A 753-nucleotide genomic window follows, 5' to 3' on the forward strand; every position below is an offset into this window, starting at 1 on the left:
TCTAACGGGTGGTTTGATCAAGGGCTATAAGCCCATAATACCAGCCAGCGCCTAAAGACGCTGGCTTTCACTTTGTTCAAGCCTTATTGCTTTTGACTCGTCACAAGCCTCTCAAAGAGGCATTCGCATTACTTACCATTATCCCTAAAGGGATTTTCATATTCTTTTACGCTTAATTTGTCCAAAGCGATATCATGCTTCTCTTGTTCCTGAATATATTTCTTAATTGTGGCTTCATTAAGTCCTACCGTACTTACATAATAACCTTCTGCCCAAAAATGTCTGTTCCCAAATTTATATTTTAAATTGGCGTGTTTATCAAACATCATTAATGCACTTTTACCTTTTAAATATCCCATAAAACTAGCTACACTCATTCGTGGTGGAATACTTACTAACATATGGACATGATCTGGCATTAAGTGGCCTTCTATTATTTCAACGCCTTTATATTGGCATAGTCTATGAAAAATCTCTCCCAGACTACTCCTATATTGATTATAGATTATTTTTCGTCTATACTTAGGTGTAAATACAATGTGGTACTTACACATCCATTTTGTATGTGATAAACTGTGAGCTTTTTGCGCCATAGTCTTAACTCCTTCCGCTTTACAATTGGCTTGAACACCTATATTGTAACTCGTTTGGAGTTTTTTTGTTATGACGGTATAACCTTCGATGCGCACCCGCATAGCGGGTGGTTTATCTGTTTCGCACCTTCGGAGCGAAACGGACTTAAAGTCACATAAT

At 37.6% G+C, this 753-nt stretch carries 1 protein-coding gene; it reads right to left on the bottom strand.

Annotated features, from left to right (window positions below; all coding sequences use genetic code 11):
- Nucleotides 1–128: 128 nt before the first annotated feature.
- Nucleotides 129–593 carry an IS200/IS605 family transposase gene (tnpA, locus tag HMPREF0848_RS10130; RefSeq protein ID WP_002883780.1) on the bottom strand — a complete coding sequence of 155 codons (465 nt, stop codon included), beginning with the start codon at nt 591–593 and terminating at the stop codon, nt 129–131.
- Between the last annotated feature and the right edge of the window lie 160 nt (nt 594–753).

The sequence above is a fragment of the Streptococcus sp. C150 genome (assembly GCF_000187445.1).
In the GTDB taxonomy this organism is placed as follows: domain Bacteria; phylum Bacillota; class Bacilli; order Lactobacillales; family Streptococcaceae; genus Streptococcus; species Streptococcus raffinosi.